Consider the following 17,177-nt stretch of genomic DNA (forward strand, 5'->3'; position numbering starts at 1 on the left):
GCACGACGAAGGCCCCCACCTTGCGGTGAGGGCCTTCGCCTGTCTGTGCGCCGCCAGGGACTCGAACCCCGGACCCGCTGATTAAGAGTCAGCTGCTCTAACCAACTGAGCTAGCGGCGCCTGCTGACAGAGATAAATATACCTGGTCCCGGGGGGTGCTCCCGACCACCCCCGTCCCTGGGCACCTTCCGGGGGCTGTCCGAGGGGCGGTCCCAGGGGCTAGAGGGCCATCGACAGCATGAGCGGAGCGGCCCGCCGGTTCAGCGACTCGGCTGCCTGCCGCAGCCGGTGGGCGTGGGCCAGGGGCAGGGAGAGGGCGACGCAGCCGACCGAGCTCCCCGCGGTGACGGGGACGGCGGCGCAGACCGTGCCGAGGGCGTACTCCTGGAGATCGAGGACGGGGACGGTCGCGGGCTGCCGGTCGAGCGCGTTGAGCAGCACTTTCTCGCTGGTGATCGTCCGCGACGTGAGCCGGGCCGCCCGGTGGCGCGAGAGGTGGTCGCGGCGGTCGTCGTGGTCGAGCTGGGTGAGCAGGCACTTCCCGACCGCGCTGGCGTGCGCGGCGGAGCGGAAGTCGACCCACTCGTTGACCCGGGGCATGTGCGGGGCGTCCGCGCACTGGGCGATCCGGACCTCGCCGTCGATGTAGCGGCTCAGGTAGACGGCGGCGCCCAGCGAGTCGCGCAGCTCGTACAGCGACTGCTGGAGCTTGTGGTGCAGGGCGGCGCTGCGGTCGCCGCCGGAGCCGAGGAGGGTGAGGGCGTCGCCCGTGACGTAGCCGCCGTCGCCGGTCCGCTGCACGTACTCCTCGTGGCGGAGCATCGGCAGGAGGTGCGCCAGGTGGGCGGCCGGCAGGCCGGTCTCGCGGGAGATCTGGGCCTCGGTGACGCCGCCGGAGTACCGGGCGACGGCCTCCAGCACCCGCAGGGCGTACTGCACCGAGTGGAACGGCGCGGTCGGGTCGGGCTTGAGCGCCACGGTCTCCCCCTACGGGCTTCCGGCGAGTCTCCCGCCGACCACGATAACCGCGAAACGCATGGCAGGAAGAGGGTGTTGGCAGTACGGCATATGCCGTTGCCATGCCGGCCGGGCCGCGGCCGAGGGGCGGGACCGGGAATAACCGGAGAGAGTCTCCGGCTGCAGCGGAGCGGGAACCGATCAGGAACAGACGCACGCACAGACGCGTGTACAGACGTCGCGTACAGACGCAGCGAACAGATCAGGAAGAGGAAGGCGGACCACCGTGCCCGACGCGCAGGACGACTTCATCCGGGGACAGGCCCTGGGCAGCGCCCCCGTCCCCCTGTCCGTACTGGACCTGGCGACCGTCGGCGCGGGCCGGACCGCCGGCCAGGCCCTCGCCACCACCGTCGAGCTGGCCCGGCTCGCCGAGCGCCGCGGCTACCACCGCTTCTGGGTCGCCGAGCACCACTCGATGCCGGGCATCGCCAGCTCCTCCCCGGCCGTCGTGCTCGCCCACCTCGCCGCGCACACCGACCGCATCCGCCTCGGCTCCGGCGGGGTGATGCTGCCCAACCACGCGCCGCTGGTCATAGCCGAGCAGTTCGGCACGCTGGAGGCGTTCGCGCCCGGGCGCATCGACCTGGGCCTCGGGCGCGCCCCCGGGACGGACGGCGCGACGGCGGCCGCGCTGCGCCGCGCGGACCGGCTCAGCGAGGGCGCGGACGAGTTCCCGCAGCAGCTCGCGGAGCTGATCCGCTTCCTGGACGACGACTTCCCCGACGGGCACCGCTACGCCGGGATCCACGCCGTGCCCGGACCGGTCCAGGGCCGGGTCCCCGGCGGCGTGCAGCGCGCGGACCGGCCCTCGGTGTGGCTGCTCGGCTCGTCCGGCTTCAGCGCGCGGCTCGCCGGGGCGCTGGGCCTGCCCTTCTCCTTCGCGCACCACTTCTCCTCCGGCAACACCGTCGCCGCGCTGGAGCTGTACCGGCAGTGCTTCCGGCCGTCCGAGGTCCTCGACCGCCCGTACGCCAAGATCGGCGTGCAGGCCTTCGCCGCGGAGGACCCGGCGGAGGCCAGGCGCCAGCTGCTCACCGGCGCGCTGTCGATGCTGCGGCTGCGCACGGGGCGGCCCGGGCTCGTGCCGACGCCGGAGGAGGCCGAGTCGTACGACTACAGCCCGGCGGAGCGGCAGTTCGTGGAGGACCGGCTGGCGAGCGCGGTGCACGGGACCCCCGAGGCGGTCAGGGACGGGCTGAACCACCTCGTGAAGACCACCGGGGTCGACGAGCTGATGATCACGACGAGCGTGCACGGCGCGGACGCGCGGCTGCGGAGCTACGAGCTGATCGCGGACGTGTACGGGCTGAGCTAGCGGTCCGCCCGCGTGGCGTGGCGGCCGGAGGAGCGCTCAGCCCGTACGGGCGGCTTACGGCCGTACCCCCGTCATCAGCAGCGACGAGATCGAGTCCGCCGGCACGGGCCGGGAGTAGAACCAGCCCTGTCCCGTGTCGCAGCCGATCCGCCCCAGCCGCTCCGCCTGCTCCGCGCTCTCCACGCACTCGGCCGTCACCGTGATCCCCAGCCGGTGCGCGAGCTGGACGAGGGCCTCGACGATCGTCTCGTCCGCCGGGTTCGGCGGCTCCTCGGCGCGGAAGCCGCGGACGAAGGAGCCGTCGAGCTTGAGCGTGGAGACCGGCAGGCGGCTGAGGTAGGCGAGGTTGGAGTAGCCCGTGCCGAAGTCGTCGATGGCGATGGCCACGCCCATGTCGCTGAGCTGGCGCAGCTGCTGCAGCGGGCGGCCGGCCGAGCCCATCACGGCCGACTCGGTGAGCTCCAGCTGCAGCAGCCGCGGCGGCAGGCCCGTCTCGGCGAGGATGGCCGCCACGTCGGAGACGAGGTCGGAGTCCCACACCTGCCGCACCGCGACGTTGACGCTGACGACGATCGGCTCCGCGGGGTGTTCGAGCTGCCAGCGCCTGGCCTGGCGGCAGGCCGTGCCGAGCACCCAGCGGCCGAGGGGGACGATGGCCCCGGTCTCCTCGGCGAGGCCGATGAACCGATTCGGCGGGAGCACCCCGAACTGCGGGTGCCGCCAGCGCACCAGCGCCTCCACGCCGCGGACGACCCCGTCGACGAGGCCCACCAGCGGCTGGTACTGGAGCACGAACTCGCCCCGCTCGACCGCGGGCCGCAGCGTGCTGGACAGGGCCTGACGGGTCATCCGGTGGGCGTTGCGCTCGGGGTCGAAGAGCGTCCAGCGGGCCTTGCCGTCGGCCTTCGCCCAGTAGAGCGTGGTGTCGGCGGCCTGCATCAGCTCGGTGGCGTGGGTGCCGGCCGCGGGGCGCTCGACGACGCCGATGCTCGCCGAGACCGACAGCCGCTGCCCGGCCACCTCGAACGGCCGCTGGAGCCGGTCCTGGACGCAGGCGGCGAGCCGCACGAGCTGCTCGGTGCCCTCCGACTCCTCGACGAGCAGGGCGAATTCGTCGCCGCCGAGGCGGGCGACGAGATGGCCGCCGGGCGCGGCGCACTCGCTCAGCCGGCGCGCCACCGCGCCCAGGAGTCTGTCGCCGGCCCGGTGGCCGAGGGTGTCGTTGATGGCCTTGAAGCCGTCGAGGTCCAGATAGCAGACCCCGATCCGGCCGGTGCCGCCGTCCGCGGCGGAGGCCGTGGCGAGCGCGGTGGTCAGCCGCTCGAAGAACAGGCTGCGGTTGGGCAGCCGGGTGACCGGGTCGTGCATCCGCAGGTGCCGCAGGCGGGCCCGCAGGTCGCGCCGGTCGCTGATGTCGGCGACGGAGAGGAGGGTGTCGCAGCTGTCGGGCAGCGGCGTGACGATCACCTCGGCCCACACCCCCTGCCCGCCGGTGTGCTTCAGCCGCCGGGTGCAGTGCAGCCGCTCGCGGCGGCCGAGCAGCACCTCGCGGTACGCGCTCCAGGTGCGCGAGTCCTCGCGCAGGCCGGTGAACTCGGCGGCCGGGGCGTCGGCGAGCCGGGCCGGATCGGTGCCCAGCAGCGCCCCGAGGGCGTGGTTGGCGGTGCGCACCCGGCCGTCGCGGCCCACCACGGCCATGGCGAGCTGGGCGGCATTGAACGCGGCACGAAAATCACTGGATTCATTACGTTGCGTGACGACTGTAGGCGTAGGGCCGGGCGCGCCGCCCTGCCCATCGAGGGTTCCGCTCACCGCTCGCTCCCGCATGGCATTCGTTCCGCACTGGCTTCGTATGGGTCTCATGGATCTCGTACGCGTGTCCGAACAGGCGGCGGGAGGCCGTCCGCCCGGGGTATCCGTGCTGGAAATGTGGCGATCATAGAGCTCGCGAGAGGACCGTTCCAGCGGCCCTCACGGGCGAGGCCGGGCCGCCGACCCCGGGTTGTCCACTTCTGCACGACCGTGCGCGCTCGTGCCTGAGCCTGTAGTGCCACACCATCTCGATTGACCGTCAGTGACTGAGTGTGATGTACCCAGAAGTCGGCCTAGTCACTCGACCGGAGCAGCGGAATAGGGCATAACACCACAAATCCACTGAGGGTGGATGAGGTGTCCCGAATCCGTCCCGGGAGGTCGACGTGGTGCGTCCGCAGACACCCATGGGAGTGGACCGGCCGCGGCCGCTGCGCCGCGTCGGGGCCGTCCTCACCGTCCTGTGCGCCATCGCGGCGACCACGCTCGTCGCGGTCCCGGCGCAGGCCGTGGGGCCCGGCGGGCCCTGTGCGCTCCCGCGCAGCCAGGCCCACCACTCCGAAGGGCTCGACAGCTGGAACCCCGCCTACCCACGCCCTGTGGGCCGGCTCGACGCCGTCATGATCTTCTTGTCCTTCCCGGACTCCAAGCCGCAGGTGGATCCGGGGAAGCTCGCGGCCGATCACTTCCCCGCCACCTCCCGCTTCTTCGAACGGGCGTCCTACGGGCGGTTCTCGCTGCGCGCCCACCCCGTGAAGCGGTGGTTCCGGATGCCGCGGTCCGCCACCTCGTACCGGATACAGCGCGACTGGGACGGCGACCGGCGCTCCGACTACCTGCGCGACGCCGTCGCCGCGGCCGACCCCGGTGTGGACTTCAGCCGCTACGACCTCGTCTACCTCGTCGCCGACCCCGACGCCCCCGGCGTCGACTCCGACGCGACCAAGGTCGTCAACCTCGACCGGCCGCTGCAGGCCGACGGCACCCCGCTGCGCCGCATCGTCACCGTCTTCGAGCACCACCCGCCCGACCGCAACGTCCTCGCCCACGAGACCGGGCACGTCCTGGACCTGCCCGACCTCTACCACCGGCCCACCGACGGCAAGGGCGACTGGGACACCCACGTCGGCGACTGGGACCTCATGGGCAGCCAGTTCGGGCTCGCCTCCGACCCCTTCGCCTGGCACAAGTGGAAACTCGGCTGGCTCACCCCCGCGCAGGTCGCCTGCGCCCGCGGCCCCAGCCGCGCCCTCTACACCCTCCAGCCCCTGGAGACGCCGATGCAGCCCGGCGGCGACAACCGCACCCGCCTCGTCGTCATCCGCACGGGCGCCACCACCGCCCTCGCCCTGGAAGCGCGCTCCGCCTACGGCAACGACAGCGGCGCCTGCACCGAAGGCGTCCTCATCTACCGCGTGCACAGCGACACGGCCTCCGGCAGCGGGCCGGTGCAGGTCCTCGACGGGCATCCGGGCCACCAGGCCTGCTGGGGCGAGTCCGTCTACCCGCCGCTGGCCGATGCTCCGCTGGGGGTGGGGGAGTCGCTCAGCTCCGAGGCGGACGGGGTCCGGGTGACCGTACGGGGAAGGACGGCCGGCGGGTCCTGGACGGTCGGGGTGAGCCGGGCGTGAGACGACGCGTTGCGGCACGCACGACGAAGGCCCCCACCTTGCGGTGAGGGCCTTCGCCTGTCTGTGCGCCGCCAGGGACTCGAACCCCGGACCCGCTGATTAAGAGTCAGCTGCTCTAACCAACTGAGCTAGCGGCGCCTGCTGACAGAGAAGACTCTAGCACCCTGATCGGGTGGAACGAAAATCCGGATGTTTCAGCGGGCCACGGGCGGGACGCTGCAGGTCAGCGGGGTGGGCCGGGTCGTACGAGGGGGTTGCGCGGGCGGTCGCGCGGGGGTGGCGCGGCGGGGTGTGCGGCAGCTCACAGCGCCGGCTCGGGCGCGCGCGCCGCCGCCCGGCGCGGAAGCTCCGCCAGCGGCGAGCCGGCCTCCGCGCGCGCCACCCGCACGCACGCCCACAGCAGCGCCTCCGCATCCGGCAGCCACGGATACCGCACCTCCGGGGCGACCACCCAGCGGGAGGCGGGCGGCACCGGCTCGTCCGGACCCGGCGGGTAGAGCGGCGGGACGGTCACCGTGTCGCCCGTGCCGTGGCACAGCAGCGGGGGCATCGCCCGCGACCACTCCTCCCAGCCGAGCAGCGCGGGCAGCCGCTGAGCCGTGCCGGGCACCGCGAACAGCTCCAGCCGGCCGCGCTGGGCGGCGACCGGGCCGGAACCCGGCCCCTTCCCCCATAAGCGGTCCAGCATCCGGCGGCCGAACAGCGCGGGCACGCTGACCACGTCGAACGCGACGCCGCACGGCAGCACCACCGGATGGGCCGGGCAGTCGATCCACAGCGCGTGCACGCTCCGGGGGAAGGGGCTGGCCGAGGCGAGCCAGTCCGCCCCGGCGAGGGTGACGTAGGCGGCGGCGAGGGGGAGCCGGGAGGGGACGCCGGGCTCGCCGGGGACGCCCGGGGCGTCGGTGCGCCGGGTGAACGGCCGGATCAGCGGATCGCGCGGGTCGTGCTGCCGTGAGGTCATGGCGCCCATGCTCAGCGGTGCGGTCGCCGGGAACCCGGGGAGTTGCGGAAGTCGGGACAGCGCGGGGTGCGGTGCGCTATTTTTCGCGCCGCATATGCCAACGGCCCATGGTCGTCGTGGCGGCCACGGGCCGTCCGGGGTGCGAGGGACCCCCGGACCGGAGGGCGGCGCGCCTCACGGGGCGCCGGTCACTCGCCGGTCCCGCCGCCGCGCAGCAGGTCACGGCCGAACTCGACCATCTTCTTCGCGTAGTCCTCGCTCCACTCGGCGCGCTCGGCGATCACGGCCGTGGACAGCCGGTCGAAGCGCCGCGGGTCGGCGAGCTGGGCCGCCGCCACGGCCTGGAACTCGGTCGCCCGGTCGGCCGCGGCACGGAAGGCCAGCGCGAGCTCCGTGGAACGGGCCAGCAGCTCACGGGGATCCTCGATCGACTCCAGATCGAAGAAGTGCTCGGGGTCGGCGACCGCCTCCGGGGGCTCGAAGAGCAGCTGCGCGGGCTTCAGACGACGCGGCCGGTCGCTCGGGCCCGCGTCGGGAGCCGACTGCGGCTCGGACATGTACATACCTCCAGGATCGTCTGCACCGCCATCCATTGTCCTGCGCACCGCAAGGGCGCCCCCGGCGGTGTCCTCTGCGCCGATGCTCGAGGCCGGTTACGTCCGCCTCCGGGCTGCCCCCGGCCCGCCGTCTCCCCGAGGCGCCGGCCGCTTCCTTCCGCCGCGACGGCGGGATGCCCGACGGCGGACTCCGGCGGTGCCGAGCCGTGCGCAGCCATCGCAGGCACGTTCGGTTCGGCACCGCCGGACAGGCGCGTTTCGGCCGGGCGCCGCGGCGGCGGATGAAGGGCGCCGGGCGCCGTTGCGGCGGAGGGGGGGCGCCCTCACGGGCGCCAAGCCACCCGGTGCTCGGCCAGATGTGCCAGCACCGCATGGTTCGCCTCCCAGCCGTCCGGGAACTTCACCGTCACTCCCAGCTGCACCGGCTCCGTCGACGGGTGCTCGTCCAGGAGGCGGTCCACGCCCGCCCGGCACACGACGATGCACGCGTGCCGGTGCCGCGAGGCCAGCACGCACAGGCGGCCCGTCTCCAGGTGGAAGGCCGTCGCGTCCGGGCGGCCCGACAGCGGGTGGAGGACGACCGTCACGTCGAACTCCCGGCCCTGCAGCCGGTTCGCCGTGTCGACCGTGACGCCCTGCACGCCCAGCCCGGCCAGCGCCGCGCGGACCGCCGCGGCCTGGTCGCGGTGGGCCGTGCCGACCGCGATCCGGGCGGCCGTGAGCGGCACCGGATCCGGCGCCGCCTCGCTGACGGCCACCCCGCCCCGGTCCAGCAGCCGCCGCACGACGCGCGCGACCGCGCCGACCGCCTCCGGGTCCGTGCGCGGCGTGTGCCGGGCGGGGAGCTCCAGCAGGCCCCAGCCCGAGACGGCCGCCTCGTCCAGCACCCGGTCCGGGCCCGAGCCGTCCGAGGCGACGCCGAAGGACAGCCGCCGGTCGCCGTGGTCCGTGCCGCTGCGGAAGGGCGTGTACGGATAGAAGGCGGCCGACACCAGCGGCGCCGCGGACGCGGGCAGCCGCCAGGACACCGGCAGCCGGTGCTGCGGCAGCCGCGGATTGTGGGCGAGGAGCGTGCTCACCGCGCTCGCCGACGGGTCGTACGACAGCCCGGCCCACTGCGCGACGCCGTCCGCCCCCACCACGCTGAAGGGGTCCAGCTGCCCGGGGTCGCCCACGAACAGCGCCCGCTCGAACAGCCCGGCCACGGCGAGCAGGGCGTCCGACCGCATCTGGTAGGCCTCGTCGACGATCGCGTGGCCCCACGGCTCGGCGACCTTCGTGTGCGCCCACTTCGCGGCCGTGGACACCACGACCGGAAGGCCCGCCAGCTCCGCCGCCTTCGCGGACGTCACCACCGACGGCAGGGCGTCGAGCGCCCGGTCGTACGGGCTGGTGTCACTGCTGTGCAGCCGCCCGACCGGCAGCTCGGGGTCCTTCGCGGCCAGCCGCAGCACCAGGTCGTCCACCTGGGCGTTGGTCTGCGCGACGACCATCAGCGGGCGGCCCGCCGCGGCCAGCTCCCGCGCGGCCCGCACGACGAGCGTCGACTTGCCCGCGCCCGGCGGCGAGTCGACGACGACGCCGCGCTCGGGGCTGTGCAGGGTGTCGTGCAGGATCCTGCGCGTGACGTCCTCGGCGGCCGCGCCCGGGTCCCAGGCGCGCCCGCGCGGCGGGGGGACAACCCCCGCGGGGTTCTCCGCGTTCTCCGCGCACACCGCCGGCGTCCTCACAGCAGATCCTCCGCGGTCACCGGATCGGGCAGCTCCACCCCGGGCTCGCCGGGCGGCCCGCCGTGCGTCCACGGCGTCCGCTCGGGATCGGGCAGCTCGGGGCCGCCGCGCGGGGCGTGCTCGAAGAGCGTCCAGCACACGCGGTCCCCCTTCTCCGGCACCGAACCCGGCTCGGGCGCCTTGCCCCGCCCCATGCCGCCCGTCAGACGCACCGTCAGCGCCCCCGGATCCCCGGGCACGCGGCCCACGAACTCGGCGGACTGCGCCTTGCCGTCCGCGAGGACGCGGTGCACCTTCGCTCCCTCGGCCAGATACGGGCCGTCGTCCGTGCGCACGGTGACCAGCGGCCTGGGCCGCGGCACCTTCGCCTCCGTGTACTCCATCACCACTTCGGTGACCTCCCCCGCGAACGCCTCGCCCGCCAGCCGCCGCCCGGCCATCACCAGCGGATCGTCCAGCGCTTCCTGTGCCTCCAGCTGTGCCTGTGCCGTCTCCCGCGCCGCGAGCTTGCGGGCGGCCGTCACCGCATCGTCCCGCCGGGGCTGCGGCGGCTCGCCGGCCCGGACGCGGTCGCGGTGCGCGGTGTACGACCAGCGGTCCCGCTTCCAGCGCTCGCCGGCCCGCTCCCCCTCGGGCAGCGCCCGCAGCAGGTCGACGCCGCGCCAGACCGCCTCCCACGTGGGGCGCAGCTGCGTCTCCAGGAGCGCGCGGAGCTCCTCCGCGGCGCCCGGCAGCCCGGCGTCGTGGCGCGCGACGGCCGGGGCCAGGAGCTTGTTGTCGAAGGCGGGGTCGGTGGCCGGGCCCGCGGGCGGGTGGAGCAGCTGCCCGGCCGCGTCGCGCGCGAGCTCCGCGCGCAGCGCCGCCTCCGCGCCCGTCAGCCCCTCCGGCGGGTCGATCCAGGCGAGCAGCGCCCCCAGGTGCTGGTCCTCCAGGGTGCTCTGGCCCGTGGCCCAGTGGCGGCTCAGCAGCTCCGTCATGGGCAGCAGCAGCGACGAACCGGGCACCCGGGCGCGCTCGCCGAAGTGCGTCAGCCAGCGGCCGAGGAGCGGCACGCGCGGGGGAGCGGGGTGGGGCGTGCCGGGGTCCTGTTCCGCGGTGCGGCGGAACCGCATGGAGCGCCCGAGCAGCCGGACGTACGAGACGCCGGCCGCGCTCGGCACCAGCAGCTGCGGCGCCCCGGCGCACAGCTCGACCTGGACGGTGACCTTCTTGCCGGTCGCCGGATCGGTCTCCTTGCGCTCCTCCAGGGTGACGTCCCCGGCGAACCCCTCGACGTAGGGCAGCATCTCCTCGGCCAGCTCGGCGAGGAACGCGGAGCGCAGGTCGCGGTCGCGCGGCTGCGGCACGACCAGCAGCCGGGGCCGCTCGCGGTCGGTGCCGACGAGCGCGCCGAGCGGGGCGCCGGCCTCGCCCGCCGTGGTCAGCGGGACGAACACCAGCGGCCGCTCGGTCAGATGCCGGTGGCGCACGGTCGTCAGGGGCTGTGCGCGCCCGTCCCGTACGGCTTCCATCCGGGCGAGCGTCGTGATCAGCGACATGCGGCCTCGATTCCCGTCAGGGGCGGAGCCAGGGCCTCCGCGCGGAGGGCGGCGGCGCGGCGCAGCGCGGCGACGGTGGGGTCGGGCACGCCGGCCTCCTCCTCGGCGGGCTCCGGGCCGAGCGCGGCGGCGAGCACGGACTCGACGGTCGTGAGCCCGCCCAGCTCCCCGCGCAGCCCCCGGCCGAGGGCGGCCACGGCCCCTTCGGCGCGGGCCCGGGCGCGGCAGTGGAAGGCGAGCTCGCAGGCGGCCAGGCACTCCGGGGCGTAGGCGGCGCCGACGGCTTCGACGGCGGCGGCGAGCTCCTCGGCGGGGCGGCCCGCCGTTTTGCCGTCGTCGGCGAGGCACAGGTCGAAGGTGGTGCCGGCGGGCAGCTCCGCGGCGATGTCCTCGACGCGGGCGAGCCGGGCGAGCTGGCGGCGGGTGGTGGCGCGCGGCTTGCGGACGTCGACGAGCCCGGCGGCCGGGACGTTGGCGAAGTCCTTGGGGCAGACGAGCAGGATCTCGTGGCGCACGCGCGCGGGGTCGCCGTCGGCGGTCCGGGCCGCGAGCTCCTCCAGCGCCAGGACGTAGACGGCGGCCTGCCGGGCGGCGGCGCCCACCTTGGCGGGGTCGGCCGCGCCGTCGATCACGGGGAAGGACTTGATCTCGACGACCGTCCACGTCCCGTCGGGGTGGACGACCACGGCGTCGGGTTCGAGGAAGGCGGGCGTGCCCGCCACGGGGAGGGCGAGCAGCGGGTGGTCGAGGAGCGCCCAGCGGCCGGCGGCCGTGGCCTCGCGCAGGGCGAGCGCCGTCCGGGCGGTGCGGCCCTCGGGGCCGCCGGCGGTCAGGTCGGGCACGTCGACGGAGCCGGGCGCGGGGGCCGGGGTGCCGTCGCGCAGTTGCTCATGGAGGAGCCGGACGAGCTCCGCGCCGCCGTCGGCCTTGGCGCGGGCCTCGAAGGAGTGGCCGCGCGTGATCGCGAACTGCGACTGCCCGAAGGCGGCCGGCGCGCCGAGGGCCCGGGCCAGGGCGGACTTGTCGACTCCGGCGCCGTCCAGCAGGACCCGGCGGCGGCAGCCGGGGTTGGCGGCGAGGGCCGCGAGGGCGCGGGCGTCGAGCGGGCGCTGTGGACTGCCCGGCCCGCGCAGCTCAGCGAGCCGCTGCCGCAGCGTCGCCGGTGCGGGCGTCGTCGGCCGTGCCGGGGGCAGGCTGTCGGGGGATCTGGTCACGGGCATCCGCCTCGAAGGGTCGCTGCGGCGCTCCCGGACGGCCGTCTCCGGCGGCGGGGCCGGAGGCCGCCGCCCGGGAAAGCGCTGTACCCGCCGAAGTCTCGCACCCGCCACTGACATTCGCGGGCGTCCCGGCCGTTTCCCCGCGTCGCGCGCCGGTCAGGCGGCTCTTGACGAGGTCGGCGAGGCGCAGCGCGGGCTTGGCCAGCAGCAGGCCCGCGACCATGACGGCGGCGCCCGCGAGGGCGTCGAGGAAGTAGTGGTTGGCGGTGCCCATCACGACGAGGGTGATGGCGAGCGGGTAGACGACGCCGGCGGCCTTGGCCCAGGGGGTGCGCCCCTGGCGCCAGAGGACGACGCCGCACCACAGGGCCCAGCCGACGTGGAGGCTCGGCATCGCGGCGTACTGGTTGGTCATCCCGCCGAGGCCGCGGGGCGCGCTCGCCTCGCCGCCCCACCAGCCGTAGGAGCCGTACTGGGCCATCGTGTCGACGAATCCCTCGCCGGCGTCGAGGAGCCGGGGCGGACAGGTGGGCAGCAGGGTGAAACCGATGAGGCCGATGAGGGTGGAGATCATCAGCCAGCTGCGCTGGAGGCGGTATTCGGCCGGGCGGCGCCGGAAGAGCCAGACGAGGATCGCGGGCGTGAGCAGATAGTGCAGCGACGCGTAGGCGAAGTCGGCGGGTATGCCGAGGGCCGGGTGGTCGGTGAACAGCCGGTTGAGCGGGTGCTCGAAGTTGATCCGGAACGTTTTCTCAAGATCGAGAATTGCGAGGCCGTGGTCGACGGCGGGCTGCACGTCCCCCCGGACCAGCAGCCGGCCGGCGGAGTACAGCCCGTACACCACGGCGATCAGCGGCAGCTCGGTCCACCAGCGTGGCCGCTTCCCAAGCGGTGCGGTGCGGTACATCCGTACGCTCTCCATTTGATCCGACGGCCAATAAGCGCGCATGCAACCGTACGGTGTACGTCGCATCGATCGCACACCGCCCCGCGACTTCCCGGAAACGCCGAGTTCGCCCGCTGTTCCGCGGATGCGGACGGCTGCGGGGAGGGAGACGCCCCGATTCGGGCCGGGGTTGCCTGCGGCGGGTGTGAGGAACCGCAAACAGGGCCGCTCAGCGGGTGAGCGATGATGGAGGGCGAGCAGGAGCGTTTCTGTCGCCGTTCTTTCGAATTCCTTGGTGCGGCGCGGCGCTCTGTGCCGAGTTCTGTTGGAAAAATCACCGAAGACTGTGAAGGGGCGCGTCATGGCACCGCGGATCCTGCTGGCCCGGCACGGACAGACCGAGTGGTCGCTGTCCGGCAAGCACACCGGCCGCACGGACATCCCGCTCCTCGACGAGGGCCGGCGCGGCGCCAAGCTCCTGGGCGAGCGGCTGCACCGCGCCCCCTGGAACGGCCTCCCCGGCACCGAGGTCCGCACCAGCCCCCTGCTGCGCGCCCACGAGACCTGCGACCTGGCCGGCTTCGGCGACCGGGCCACCACCTGGGACGCCCTCATGGAGTGGGACTACGGCGCCTACGAGGGCATGACCCCCGCCGAGATCAAGGCGCAGCGCCCCGGCTGGCTGATCTGGCGCGACGGCGTTCCCGAGGGCGAGACCACCGCCGAGGTCAGTGCCCGCGCCGACGAGGTCGTCGAGTGGGCCCGCTCCGCCGACCGCGACGTCCTGGTCTTCGCCCACGGCCACATCCTGCGCACCATCGCGGCCCGCTGGCTGGGCGAGGACATCTTCTTCGGCTCCCGCATCCGCCTCGACCCCACCTCGCTGTCCATCCTCGGCTGGGCCTACGGCGCCCCGGCGCTCGAACGCTGGAACGACACCGGCCACCTCGCCTGACGCCCCCGCCCCGCCCGGGCGCCCCCGCGCGAGCTCCCTCCTACGGGTGAGGAGGGAGCGGCCGGAGCGATGATCGCCTCGTCCGAGGGAATGATCGGATGCCGGAATGGGTGTGTGACACGGCTCTGCTGCGCGAGCCGCGTCCCGGAGAAGGGCGTGAGCGATGGCACCTGACAGCGCGACGGCAACGGGTCCCCGCAGGCGCACCGCCTCCGCGCCGTGAGCCGTGCCTCGCGGCGCCGCGAGGCGGCCCTCGGGATCGCCGCCACGCTCGCCGCGGTCCTCTTCGCCGCCTGCGCCGAGGACGCCCGCACGGGCGCGGACGGCAGCGGCGCCGGCCGTGGCACCACGGTCACCGTCGGCACCTTCGGCGTCTTCGGCTACAAACAGGCCGGTCTCTACGCCGAGTACGAACGGCTGCACCCCGGCGTCACGATCAAAGAGAGCGTGATCGAGCGGAACGACGCCTACTACCCGCAGCTCCTCACCCACCTCGCCGCCGGCGGCGGCCTCGCCGACATCCAGGCCGTCGAGACGGGCAACATCAACGAGATCGTCACCACCCAGGCCGACCGCTTCGTCGACCTCTCCCGCGCCGCGGGCGTCCGCCGCGGCGACTGGCTGCCCTGGAAGTGGGCCCAGGCCACCACGCGCAGCGGCCGCACGATCGGCCTCGGCACGGACATCGGCCCCATCGCCGTCTGCTACCGCAAGGACCTCTTCGCCAAGGCCGGGCTGCCCACCGACCGCGAGAGCGTGGGCCGCCTCTGGGCCGGCGACTGGCAGAAGTACATCGACACCGGCAAGCGGTACATGGCCAGGGCCCCCGCCGGCACCGTCTTCACCGACTCGGCCGCCGGCATCTACAACGCCTCCGTCCACGCCCACGCCGAGCGCTACTACGACCACCGCGGCCGGCCCGTCTACCGCACCAGCCGCGCCGTCAGGGAGTCCTGGGACCTGGCCATGCAGGCCGCCACGGGCGGCCTGACCGCCCGCCTCAAGCAGTTCGAGAAGCCCTGGGACCAGGCCTACGCCAACGGCCGCTTCGCCTCCGTCGCCTGCCCGCCCTGGATGCTCGGCTACATCAAGGAGAAGGCCGGCGCCGAGGGCCGGGACAAGTGGGACGTGGCCGCCGCCCCCCGCCCCGCCAACTGGGGCGGCTCCTTCATCACCGTCCCCAAGGCCGCCCGGCACCGCGCCGCGGCCACCGCCCTCGCCGCCTGGCTCACCGCCCCCGAACAGCAGGCCAAGCTCTTCGGCCGGCAGGCCAGCATCCCCTCCACCCCCGCCTCCTACGCCATGCCCCTCGTCCGGGACGCCCGCAACCCCTACTTCTGCGGCGCCCCCACCGGCCGGATCTTCTCCGCCGCCGCCCGTGCGATCCCCACCCTCGTCATCGGCCCGAAGGAGCAGCAGATCGGCACCGCCTTCACCGACGTCGGCATCCCCCAGGTCGAGCAGCAGGGCAAGTCCCCCGAGGCCGGCTGGAAGGCCGCGCAGCGGGAGATCGACAGCGTGGTGGACGCATGACGGCCACGGCCCGCACGCCGGCCGCGGCCGGGACGCCCCTGCCCCGCCCGCCCCGGGCGCAGGGCAGGCCCGCCCCCGGCCCCTGGCGCCGCCGCCTCTACCGCTGGGACGTGAGCTACAGCCCCTACGCCTTCATCTCCCCCTTCTTCCTCTTCTTCGGCGCCTTCGGCCTCTTCCCCCTCCTCTACACCGGCTGGGCCTCGCTGCACCGCGTGGAGCTGGCCTCCCCGGACCACATGGAGTGGGTGGGCCTGCACAACTACGCCCGGCTGCTGGACGACGCCTTCTTCTGGAACGCCCTGCGCAACACCCTCACCATCGGCGTCCTCTCCACCGTCCCGCAGCTGCTGATGGCGCTCTGGCTCGCCCACCTCCTGCACTACCGGCTGCGCGCCGCCACCTTCTGGCGCGTCGCCCTCCTCACCCCGTACGCCACCTCCGTCGCCGCCGCCACCCTCGTCTTCGTCCTCCTCTACGGCCGCGACTACGGCATGGTCAACTGGGCCCTGGGCGCCCTCGGCATCGACCCCGTCGACTGGCAGAACGGCACCTGGTCCTCCCAGATCGCCGTCTCCTCGATCGTCATCTGGCGGTGGACGGGCTACAACGCCCTGATCTACCTGGCCGCCATGCAGGCCGTGCCCGACGAGCTGTACGAGTCCGCAGCGCTGGACGGCGCCTCCCGCCGGCAGCAGTTCCGCTACGTGACCGTGCCCGCCCTGCGCCCCACGATCCTCTTCACCGTCGTCGTCTCCACCATCGGCGCCACCCAGCTCTTCGGCGAACCCCTGCTCTTCGGCGGGGCGGGCGGCCAGAAGGGCGGCGCCTCCCACCAGTTCCAGACCCTCGGCCTCTACCTCTACGAACAGGGCTGGTTCAACTTCCACCTCGGGCGCGCCTCCGCCGTCGCCTGGACGATGTTCCTGATCCTGTTGCTGATCGCCGCGGCCAACATGCTGATCGCGCGGCGGCTGAGGAAGAGCCACTGAGGGGCTGCTGCCGTGACGCTCACGACGACCGGACGACCGAGGCGAGAAGGCCCCGGCCCCCAGCGGCGGCCCCGCACCCGCACGGCCGTCCTCCGCAGGCTCCGCCGCCTCGGCCGCCTCCGCCCCCGCCGGCAGCGGCCCGGGCCCGCACCCACCCCGGCCACCGCCCGCACCCGCGCCGGCCGCCAGCTGCACGGCGGCCCCCTCACCTACGCCGTGCTCGCGGTCTTCACGGCAGGCTCGCTCTTTCCCCTGGTATGGACGGCCGTCACCGCCTCCCGCGACAACATGCGCCTCGCGAAGACCCCGCCGCCCTTCTGGTTCGGCACCCGGCTCGCCGAGAACACCGGCACCGCCTGGACCGAGGCCAACATGGGCCTCGCCCTCCTCAACACCCTGCTCGTCGCCGGGACCGTCGCCCTCGGCACGGTGCTCTTCTGCACCGTCGCCGGATTCGCCTTCGCCAAGCTGAAGTTCCGCTTCAGCGGCGCGCTGCTGCTCCTGACGATCGGCACCATGATGGTGCCGCCGCAGCTCAGCGTCGTCCCCCTGTTCATGGTCATCGCCGAGCTCAAGTGGACCAATCAGCTCCAGTCGGTGGTCCTGCCCACCCTCGTCAGCGCCTTCGGCGTCTTCTTCATGCGCCAGTACCTGCTGGAGGCGCTCCCGGGCGAGCTCGTCGAGGCCGCCCGCGTCGACGGCGCCAGCAGCCTGCGCATCATCTGGCACGTCGTCTTCCCCGTCGCCCGGCCCGCGATGGCCGTGCTCGCCATGCTCTCCTTCGTCCAGGCCTGGAACGACTTCTTCTGGCCGATCATCGCCCTCACCCAGGAGAACCCGACCGTGCAGGTGGCCCTCACGGGCCTCGGCCGCGGCTACGTCCCCGACCAGGCCGTGATCATGGCCGGGGCGCTGCTGGGCACCCTGCCGCTGCTGCTCGCCTTCACCCTCTTCGGCAAACAGATCGTCGGCGGCATCATGCGGGGCGCCGTCAAGGGCTGACCCCCGCGCCGCTCCCTCTCCTCCGACC

Annotated in this window: 14 protein-coding genes and 2 tRNA genes; 6 read left to right on the forward strand and 10 right to left on the reverse strand. The window is 74.2% G+C overall.

What is annotated here, in order from left to right; all coding sequences use genetic code 11:
* Nucleotides 1-46: 46 nt before the first annotated feature.
* Nucleotides 47-120: transfer RNA gene (locus B7P34_RS22190), tRNA-Lys, on the reverse strand.
* A 99-nt stretch (nt 121-219) separates the two neighbouring features.
* Entirely contained in the window at nt 220-978 is a 759-nt protein-coding gene (locus B7P34_RS22195; protein ID WP_106679100.1) for an IclR family transcriptional regulator, read from the reverse strand.
* A 265-nt stretch (nt 979-1,243) separates the two neighbouring features.
* Between B7P34_RS22195 and B7P34_RS22200 the strand changes: the two genes are divergently transcribed.
* Nucleotides 1,244-2,335, forward strand: coding sequence for an LLM class flavin-dependent oxidoreductase (locus B7P34_RS22200; RefSeq protein WP_106679102.1), 1,092 nt, complete (start codon nt 1,244-1,246; stop codon nt 2,333-2,335).
* A gap of 54 nt (nt 2,336-2,389) precedes the next feature.
* Here B7P34_RS22200 and B7P34_RS22205 read toward each other — a convergent pair whose 3' ends face one another.
* Entirely contained in the window at nt 2,390-4,198 is a 1,809-nt protein-coding gene (locus B7P34_RS22205; protein ID WP_353620263.1) for a putative bifunctional diguanylate cyclase/phosphodiesterase, read from the reverse strand.
* Between the two features lie 335 nt (nt 4,199-4,533).
* Between B7P34_RS22205 and B7P34_RS22210 the strand changes: the two genes are divergently transcribed.
* Nucleotides 4,534-5,778: a M6 family metalloprotease domain-containing protein gene (locus B7P34_RS22210; protein WP_223268103.1), complete on the forward strand. Its 1,245-nt coding sequence runs from the start codon at nt 4,534-4,536 to the stop codon at nt 5,776-5,778.
* Between the two features lie 64 nt (nt 5,779-5,842).
* On the opposite strand, the gene B7P34_RS22215 is transcribed toward B7P34_RS22210, so the two are convergent.
* From B7P34_RS22215 to B7P34_RS22245, 7 genes are all read right to left on the reverse strand, one after another.
* A tRNA-Lys gene (locus tag B7P34_RS22215) sits at nt 5,843-5,916 on the reverse strand.
* A 163-nt stretch (nt 5,917-6,079) separates the two neighbouring features.
* Nucleotides 6,080-6,742, reverse strand: coding sequence for a bifunctional DNA primase/polymerase (locus B7P34_RS22220; RefSeq protein WP_223268104.1), 663 nt, complete (start codon nt 6,740-6,742; stop codon nt 6,080-6,082).
* Between the two features lie 188 nt (nt 6,743-6,930).
* Complete coding sequence (locus tag B7P34_RS22225) at nt 6,931-7,299, reverse strand: hypothetical protein (RefSeq protein WP_030369746.1); 369 nt, start codon at nt 7,297-7,299, stop codon at nt 6,931-6,933.
* Nucleotides 7,300-7,622: 323 nt separating this feature from the next.
* Nucleotides 7,623-9,029 (reverse strand): AAA domain-containing protein, encoded by a 1,407-nt coding sequence (locus tag B7P34_RS22230; RefSeq protein WP_223268105.1) that lies wholly within the window; start codon nt 9,027-9,029, stop codon nt 7,623-7,625.
* Nucleotides 9,026-10,567 carry a hypothetical protein gene (locus tag B7P34_RS22235; protein WP_106679108.1) on the reverse strand — a complete coding sequence of 514 codons (1,542 nt, stop codon included), beginning with the start codon at nt 10,565-10,567 and terminating at the stop codon, nt 9,026-9,028. The genes B7P34_RS22230 and B7P34_RS22235 overlap by 4 nt, the downstream gene beginning before the upstream one ends.
* Complete coding sequence (locus B7P34_RS22240) at nt 10,558-11,781, reverse strand: hypothetical protein (RefSeq protein WP_223268106.1); 1,224 nt, start codon at nt 11,779-11,781, stop codon at nt 10,558-10,560. Before B7P34_RS22240 ends, B7P34_RS22235 begins: the two co-directional genes overlap by 10 nt.
* Nucleotides 11,702-12,691, reverse strand: coding sequence for a phosphatase PAP2 family protein (locus B7P34_RS22245; protein WP_223268107.1), 990 nt, complete (start codon nt 12,689-12,691; stop codon nt 11,702-11,704). The genes B7P34_RS22240 and B7P34_RS22245 overlap by 80 nt, the downstream gene beginning before the upstream one ends.
* A 340-nt stretch (nt 12,692-13,031) precedes the next feature.
* Between B7P34_RS22245 and B7P34_RS22250 the strand changes: the two genes are divergently transcribed.
* The 4 genes from B7P34_RS22250 to B7P34_RS22265 all read left to right on the forward strand — a co-directional run bounded on the left by B7P34_RS22250 (nt 13,032) and on the right by B7P34_RS22265 (nt 17,149).
* On the forward strand, nt 13,032-13,625 hold the full coding sequence (locus B7P34_RS22250) for a histidine phosphatase family protein (protein WP_106679144.1): 594 nt from the start codon (nt 13,032-13,034) through the stop codon (nt 13,623-13,625).
* Nucleotides 13,626-13,844: 219 nt separating this feature from the next.
* On the forward strand, nt 13,845-15,158 hold the full coding sequence (locus tag B7P34_RS22255) for an ABC transporter substrate-binding protein (protein WP_106679112.1): 1,314 nt from the start codon (nt 13,845-13,847) through the stop codon (nt 15,156-15,158).
* Nucleotides 15,155-16,147: a carbohydrate ABC transporter permease gene (locus B7P34_RS22260; RefSeq protein WP_106679114.1), complete on the forward strand. Its 993-nt coding sequence runs from the start codon at nt 15,155-15,157 to the stop codon at nt 16,145-16,147. Before B7P34_RS22255 ends, B7P34_RS22260 begins: the two co-directional genes overlap by 4 nt.
* A 12-nt stretch (nt 16,148-16,159) precedes the next feature.
* The gene (locus B7P34_RS22265) at nt 16,160-17,149 is read left to right on the forward strand and encodes a carbohydrate ABC transporter permease (protein WP_286157503.1); all 990 of its coding nucleotides are present in this window, start codon (nt 16,160-16,162) and stop codon (nt 17,147-17,149) included.
* Nucleotides 17,150-17,177 lie beyond the last annotated feature (28 nt).

Source organism: Streptosporangium nondiastaticum (genome assembly GCF_003011965.1).
In the GTDB taxonomy this organism is placed as follows: Bacteria; Actinomycetota; Actinomycetes; order Streptomycetales; family Streptomycetaceae; genus Streptomyces; species Streptomyces nondiastaticus.